Raw genomic sequence first — 5,698 nt, forward strand, 5'->3', positions numbered from 1 at the left:
CTTTAGTGCCTGACACACCGCTATCGCGAGCAGGCTCACTCCTACAGGGGATCTGCGTGATCCAGCCATTCAGGAGTTTTCCCATGCAACGCATCGACCATGTCCTGCCCTGGAGCCATCTGGGCAGCGAACGTTCCCTCAGCGTCTTCCGTTACGGCGCGGGCAGCCGCAAGGTGTACATCCAGGCCAGCCTGCACGCCGACGAACTGCCGGGGATGCGCACCGCGTGGGAACTCAAGCAACGCCTCAACGCGCTGGAACAGCAGGGCCGTCTGCAAGGCGTGATCGAGCTCGTGCCGGTGGCCAACCCGATTGGCCTCGACCAGCATCTGCAAGGCAGCCACATGGGGCGCTTCGAGTTGGGCAGCGGGAAGAATTTCAACCGCGCGTTTGTTGAACTCAGTGCGCCGGTGGCGGCGCGAATCGGTGAGCAACTGGGCAGCGACGCTGAGGCCAACATCGCGCTGATCCGCCAGACCATGGGCCAGGTGCTCGATGAGTTGCCAGCCCCGGCCTCGCAACTGGAAGCGCTGCACCGCTTGCTGCTGCGCCATGCCTGCGACGCCGACATCACCCTCGATCTGCATTGCGATTTCGACGCGGCGATTCACATTTACGCATTGCCGCAACACTGGCCGCGCTGGCAATCGCTGGCGGCGCGACTGAAGGCCGGCGTGGCCTTGTTGTGCGAAGACTCCGGTGGCAGTTCGTTCGATGAATCGTGCTCATCGCCGTGGCTGCGTCTGGCGCGGGCGTTCCCGAACGCGGCGATTCCTCCGGCGAACTTTGCCACCACCCTGGAACTGGGCAGCATGGGCGACACGCGGGTCGATCAGGCGCAGGCCAATTGTGAAGCGATTCTCGGCTTTCTCGCCGAGCAGGGTTTCATCAGCGGCGAATGGCCGGCGGCGCCGAGCGAGTGCTGCGAAGGCATGCCGTTCGAAGGCACCGAATACCTGTTCGCCCCGCACCATGGCGTGGTCAGTTTCCTGCGCAATGCCGGGGAGTGGGTCGAGCAGGGGGATGCGCTGTTCGAAGTGGTGGATCCGTTGAATGACCGGCTGACCACCGTCCGCGCCGGCACCAGCGGCGTGCTGTTTGCGATTGATCGCGGGCGCTACACCCAGCCGGGGATCTGGCAGGCCAAGGTGGCGGGGCGTGAGCCGATTCGGGTGGGCAAGCTGATAAACGACTGACAGATTTCCTTGGATTTTCCGGCCTCATCGCGAGCAGGCTCACTCCTACATTTGGCATGCGTTGTCCCTGTAGGAGTGAGCCTGCTCGCGATAGCGGTCTCGCCAGCACCACAATCTTCAGAGAGTGTTAGGCTCACCGACGAACCCGACACTCTGTGAAGGAAGGCTCTATGTTGAAGGCGTTTGCCCTGTTAACCCTGCTGGCGTCCAGCGCCGTCCACGCGCAAACCACGCTGCAAAGCGATTTGCCACTGAAATACATCGAACAGGTTCACCCGGACGCGAACACTCGGCCGCTGGTGATTTTTCTGCACGGTTACGGCAGTAACGAAGCCGATCTGATAGGCATGAAATTTCAGCTGCCGGCGCAGTACAACTACCTTTCGGTGCAGGCGCCGCTGGCGTTGGGCGAAGGGCGTTTCCAGTGGTTTCGCAAGAAAGGCGAAGGGGCCTACAACGGTGAGACCGATGATCTGAAGGCCAGCGGTCAGAAACTGCGGGAGTTTGTCGCCCAGGCGGCGAAGAAATATCACGCCAGCCCGGACAAGGTGTACCTGATCGGCTTCAGCCAGGGCGCGATGATGAGCTACGAGGTGGGCCTGCGTCCGCCCGTGGCGGTCGGCGGCATTGCAGCGTTGAGCGGACGCCTGTTGCCGGTGTTGAAAACTGAGCTAAGGACCGAGCAGCCACCGTTGCCGCTGCACATCTTCATCGGCCACGGCACCGCCGATGATCGGGTGCCGTACCGCGACGGCACCGAAGCCAATGCGCTGCTGCAAAAACTTGCCTACAAACCCGAGTTTCACGCTTATCCCGGTGTCGGCCACAGCATCAGTTCTGCCGAGCTGCGGGACTTGAACGCCTGGCTGCAGCAGCTCAATCCGTAAGGATCACTTGTCCTTGAGGATGGTTTTCACCAGCGCATCGTGACCGCTCTTGTCGCTAGCCCGGGAAATCACCTGAACCAGCGCCATGCGCTTGCCGGAGGCGGCGAGCAGGGTGGTATTGAGGGTCTGGCCGCCGCCCTGAGTGGCGGTGCTGTCGACCTGACGCACGCCGAGGCCGCTGCTTTTCTGGGTCAGGCTTTTTTCGCTGAGCTTGTTGAAGTCCGGCAGGGCCTTGCGCTGGTCATCGATGAAACTCGCCAGGCTGCCATCGAGAAATTCGTTGTCGTTGTCCTTGACGCTGGCGCCGCCGGCGATCTGGTTTTCCGCGGCGATGACCACGGTCTTGGTCGCCTGATTGGTGTACATCGTGCCCTTGGCACCGGTTGGCCCGGCCGGCAGCGGGTCGGCGGTGAAGCCTTTGGGCAGGACGAAGGTGAACTTGCCGTCGAGCATCGACACGTTGTTGGTCGAGGCCTTTTCCTTGGGCTTGGCTGCCTGGGCGTTGAGGGCGCCGAGGCCGGCGACCGCCGCCAGCAACAGGACGACGGCTTTCTTGCTGAGCAATGACATGTGAATCTCCGAGGGATGGTCGCGCCAGGGCGGCGATGATCCCACGGAGCATGCCTGGCATTCCAGCGCGGTTTGTCAGGCTGCCTCAGCCTTGAGGTTGTGGGCTTTTGGCGGGAGTCGGTCGGGCCAGCAACTTGCGGGTGACCCCGAGCATGGCCACCGACACCGCGACACCGACGATGAATCCGCTGAGGCCGAGACTCGGCAGGGTCAGCGCCGTCACCAGGCAAAATGCCGAGAACGAGTACATGCCGGTCGCCGTCGCCCGCAGCAATGCCGCGGTAAACGCCGGGCCACGGGTCTGCTGAGAGAACACCGCCATCACACTGCCGAGCACCGGGAACACCGCGAGCAAGCCGCTCCAGCGCTCGCCCACGGTACTCGCAAGCATGGTCACCAGCAGCGTCAGCGCCGCGCCGGCAATCATCCGCCAGAGCAGTTTGTCCGACTTCGGCGCCGGGCCGTTCAGTACCGGCTGCACGTCGGGAAACAGGTACGGCGCGGCGAGCAGGGCAATCGCCGCCGCAGCGATCGAGAACGGCAGCGACGGCGGAATCAGCGACAAAACCAGCGCCAGTCCCGCCCAAACCGACAGCGAAACCGTCAACGCCCACGGCCAGTTCGCCCGCTGCGCCACCTGCGCGTAGGTAATGCAGAAGGCGATCATGGCGAACATCGCCGACAGCGCCGCCACCGCCGATTGCGCGGCAAACTGCGGCCCCTGTTCGATGGCGAGGAAAAACAGAATCGGCCCGACCACCACCGGCAACCCCGACAGCCAACCGGCGACGCTTGGTCCCCAGCGCTTGCCGGCGAGAGAAATCAGCAGCAGAAAAGCGGGGATCAGCAGTAATTTGAGGATCAGCACGCGGGAGGCCTCCGGGGATGGAACGGCCAAGGTAACCGATTGCTGCATTGATCGACAATTTTTGTATACAAAGTCTGTGAGTGATATCCGCTATGCTCTGAAGATCAGGGTTTAACGGAGTCGATGCCGCGATGTGCAAACCATCGAAGTTGCTGCGTGGGTGCTGTGGCATCGGCTTGTGGGCGTTGTTGCTGACGCCAACCTGGGCCAATTGGCAGGACGCCGTGCCCGGCGCGCAAATCATCGGCACCGGCGATTTCAGTGTGTTCGGCTTCGACGTCTACAACGCCCGGTTGTGGAGCGCGGCTCGCCCGTTGTCCACCGAACAGCCCTTCGCTCTGGAGCTGATCTATCGGCGCAAGATCTCGCGCGATGATCTGGTGCAGGCCAGTGTCGATGAAATCAAACGCCTGGCAGGCTCGGGCGTCAGTCCCGCGCAACTGGCCAGGTGGCAAGGGCAAATGGAGCAATCGTTCGTCGATGTGCAGGCCGGCACGCGGATTACGGGCGTGTATCTGCCGGGGCAGGGCGCGCGGTTTTTTGTCGGTCAGCAGTTGCAGCATGAAATCGATGATCCGCAATTTGCCCGGGCGTTTTTCGATATCTGGCTGGATCCGCGTACGCGCAATCCCGAACTGCGTGAGCAACTGTTGGGCATGAGCCGATAGAGTTTTTGTTCTTCAAGGCGCTGACTGAAACCTCTAAGCTGCGTCTTTCGAACTTGTTTCTGGATGTGTGCGTGAAATTCAGCTTACCCAAAATCGCCACCGCGCCGTTCTGCCCGCCGGAAGTGGCCGGCAGCGTCGCGGTGGATCCGAGCGCTTCGTTCTTCAAACGCGTGCTGCGTTTTGCCGGGCCTGGCTTGCTGGTGTCGATCGGCTACATGGACCCGGGCAACTGGGCGACCGCGATCGAGGCCGGTTCGCGTTTTGGTTACAGCCTGCTGTTCGTGGTGTTGCTCGCAAGTCTGGCGGGAATGGTCGTGCAGTGCCTGTGCTCGCGTCTGGGCATCGCCACCGGTCGCGATCTGGCGCAATTGTCCCGCGAGCGCTACAGCACCCCGACCGCGCGCCTGCAATGGGTGCTGGCGGAAATCTCGATCATCGCCACTGATCTGGCCGAAGTGCTCGGCTGCGCCCTGGCGTTTCACTTGTTGCTTGGCTGTTCGCTGACCTTCGGCATTGCCCTGACCGCCTTCGACACGCTGCTGGTGCTGGCCTTGCAGAACCGTGGCTTCCGTCGGCTGGAGGCGATCATGCTGGTGCTGGTGGCGACCATCGGCGTGTGTTTCTTCGTTGAACTGGTGCTGATCAAACCGTACTGGCCAGATGTGTTCGCCGGTTTCAAACCGTCGCTCTCGGCGATCAGCGATGCCGCGCCGTTGTATCTGGCGATCGGTATTCTCGGCGCGACGGTGATGCCGCATAACCTCTACCTGCACACTTCGATCGTGCAGACGCGGATGATCGGCAAGGACCTGGCCAGCAAGCAGGACGCGGTCAACCTGGCGCGCATCGACACCATCGGCTCGCTGGCGCTGGCGCTGCTGGTCAACGCGGCGATCCTGATTCTGGCGGCGGCTGCGTTTCACCAGTCCGGGCATACCGACGTGGTCGACATTCAGGACGCCTACCACCTGCTCGACCCGCTGGTCGGCGGCGCGCTGGCCAGTGTGCTGTTCGGCGTGGCGTTGCTGGCGTCGGGGCAGAGCTCGACGTTCACCGGGACCATCGCCGGACAGGTGATCATGGAGGGTTATCTGAACCTGCGGATTCCCTGCTGGCAGCGGCGGTTGATCACCCGTGGGCTGGCGCTGATCCCGGCGTTCCTTGGCGTGTGGCTGATGGGCGATAACGCGGTGGGCAAGTTGCTGGTGTTGAGTCAGGTGGTGTTGAGTTTGCAGCTGCCGTTTGCGCTGTACCCGCTGATTCGCATGACCAGCGACAAGCAACTGATGGGGCCGTTTGTGAACCGGCTGCCGACCCGGGTGCTGGCGTGGGGATTGTTTGTGGTGATCAGTGGCGCGAATGCCTGGTTGATTCTGCAGATGGTGGTGTGACTTTCAAAGCACCCTGTGGCGAGGGGATTTATCCCCGATCCAGTGCGAAGCGCTGGCAAAGATGTGTGTCGAGGCGAAAAATTCTGGGGCTGCTGCGCATCCCATCGGGGATAAATCC

The 5,698-nt window shown here is 62.4% G+C and carries 6 protein-coding genes; 4 read left to right on the forward strand and 2 right to left on the reverse strand.

Annotation, left to right across the window (positions count from 1 at the left end; translation table 11 throughout):
- Nucleotides 1-83: 83 nt before the first annotated feature.
- Both QMX91_RS28515 and QMX91_RS28520 read left to right on the forward strand, forming a co-directional pair.
- Nucleotides 84-1,196 (forward strand): M14 family metallopeptidase, encoded by a 1,113-nt coding sequence (locus QMX91_RS28515; protein ID WP_282413732.1) that lies wholly within the window; start codon nucleotides 84-86, stop codon nucleotides 1,194-1,196.
- 170 nt (nucleotides 1,197-1,366) lie between these two features.
- Nucleotides 1,367-2,083, forward strand: coding sequence for a prolyl oligopeptidase family serine peptidase (locus tag QMX91_RS28520; RefSeq protein ID WP_135296138.1), 717 nt, complete (start codon nucleotides 1,367-1,369; stop codon nucleotides 2,081-2,083).
- A 3-nt stretch (nucleotides 2,084-2,086) separates the two neighbouring features.
- On the opposite strand, the gene QMX91_RS28525 is transcribed toward QMX91_RS28520, so the two are convergent.
- Both QMX91_RS28525 and QMX91_RS28530 read right to left on the reverse strand, forming a co-directional pair.
- Complete coding sequence (locus QMX91_RS28525) at nucleotides 2,087-2,653, reverse strand: hypothetical protein (RefSeq protein ID WP_086792572.1); 567 nt, start codon at nucleotides 2,651-2,653, stop codon at nucleotides 2,087-2,089.
- An 85-nt stretch (nucleotides 2,654-2,738) separates the two neighbouring features.
- Nucleotides 2,739-3,521, reverse strand: coding sequence for a hypothetical protein (locus QMX91_RS28530; protein ID WP_282413733.1), 783 nt, complete (start codon nucleotides 3,519-3,521; stop codon nucleotides 2,739-2,741).
- Between the two features lie 131 nt (nucleotides 3,522-3,652).
- Here QMX91_RS28530 and QMX91_RS28535 point away from each other — a divergent pair, with 131 nt between their 5' ends.
- Both QMX91_RS28535 and QMX91_RS28540 read left to right on the forward strand, forming a co-directional pair.
- Nucleotides 3,653-4,189: a chalcone isomerase family protein gene (locus tag QMX91_RS28535; RefSeq protein WP_282413734.1), complete on the forward strand. Its 537-nt coding sequence runs from the start codon at nucleotides 3,653-3,655 to the stop codon at nucleotides 4,187-4,189.
- Between the two features lie 71 nt (nucleotides 4,190-4,260).
- On the forward strand, nucleotides 4,261-5,580 hold the full coding sequence (locus QMX91_RS28540; RefSeq protein WP_282413735.1) for an Nramp family divalent metal transporter: 1,320 nt from the start codon (nucleotides 4,261-4,263) through the stop codon (nucleotides 5,578-5,580).
- Nucleotides 5,581-5,698: the final 118 nt, after the last annotated feature.

This window comes from Pseudomonas sp. PS01299 (genome assembly GCF_029960145.1).
GTDB classification, from domain to species: domain Bacteria; phylum Pseudomonadota; class Gammaproteobacteria; order Pseudomonadales; family Pseudomonadaceae; genus Aquipseudomonas; species Aquipseudomonas putida_A.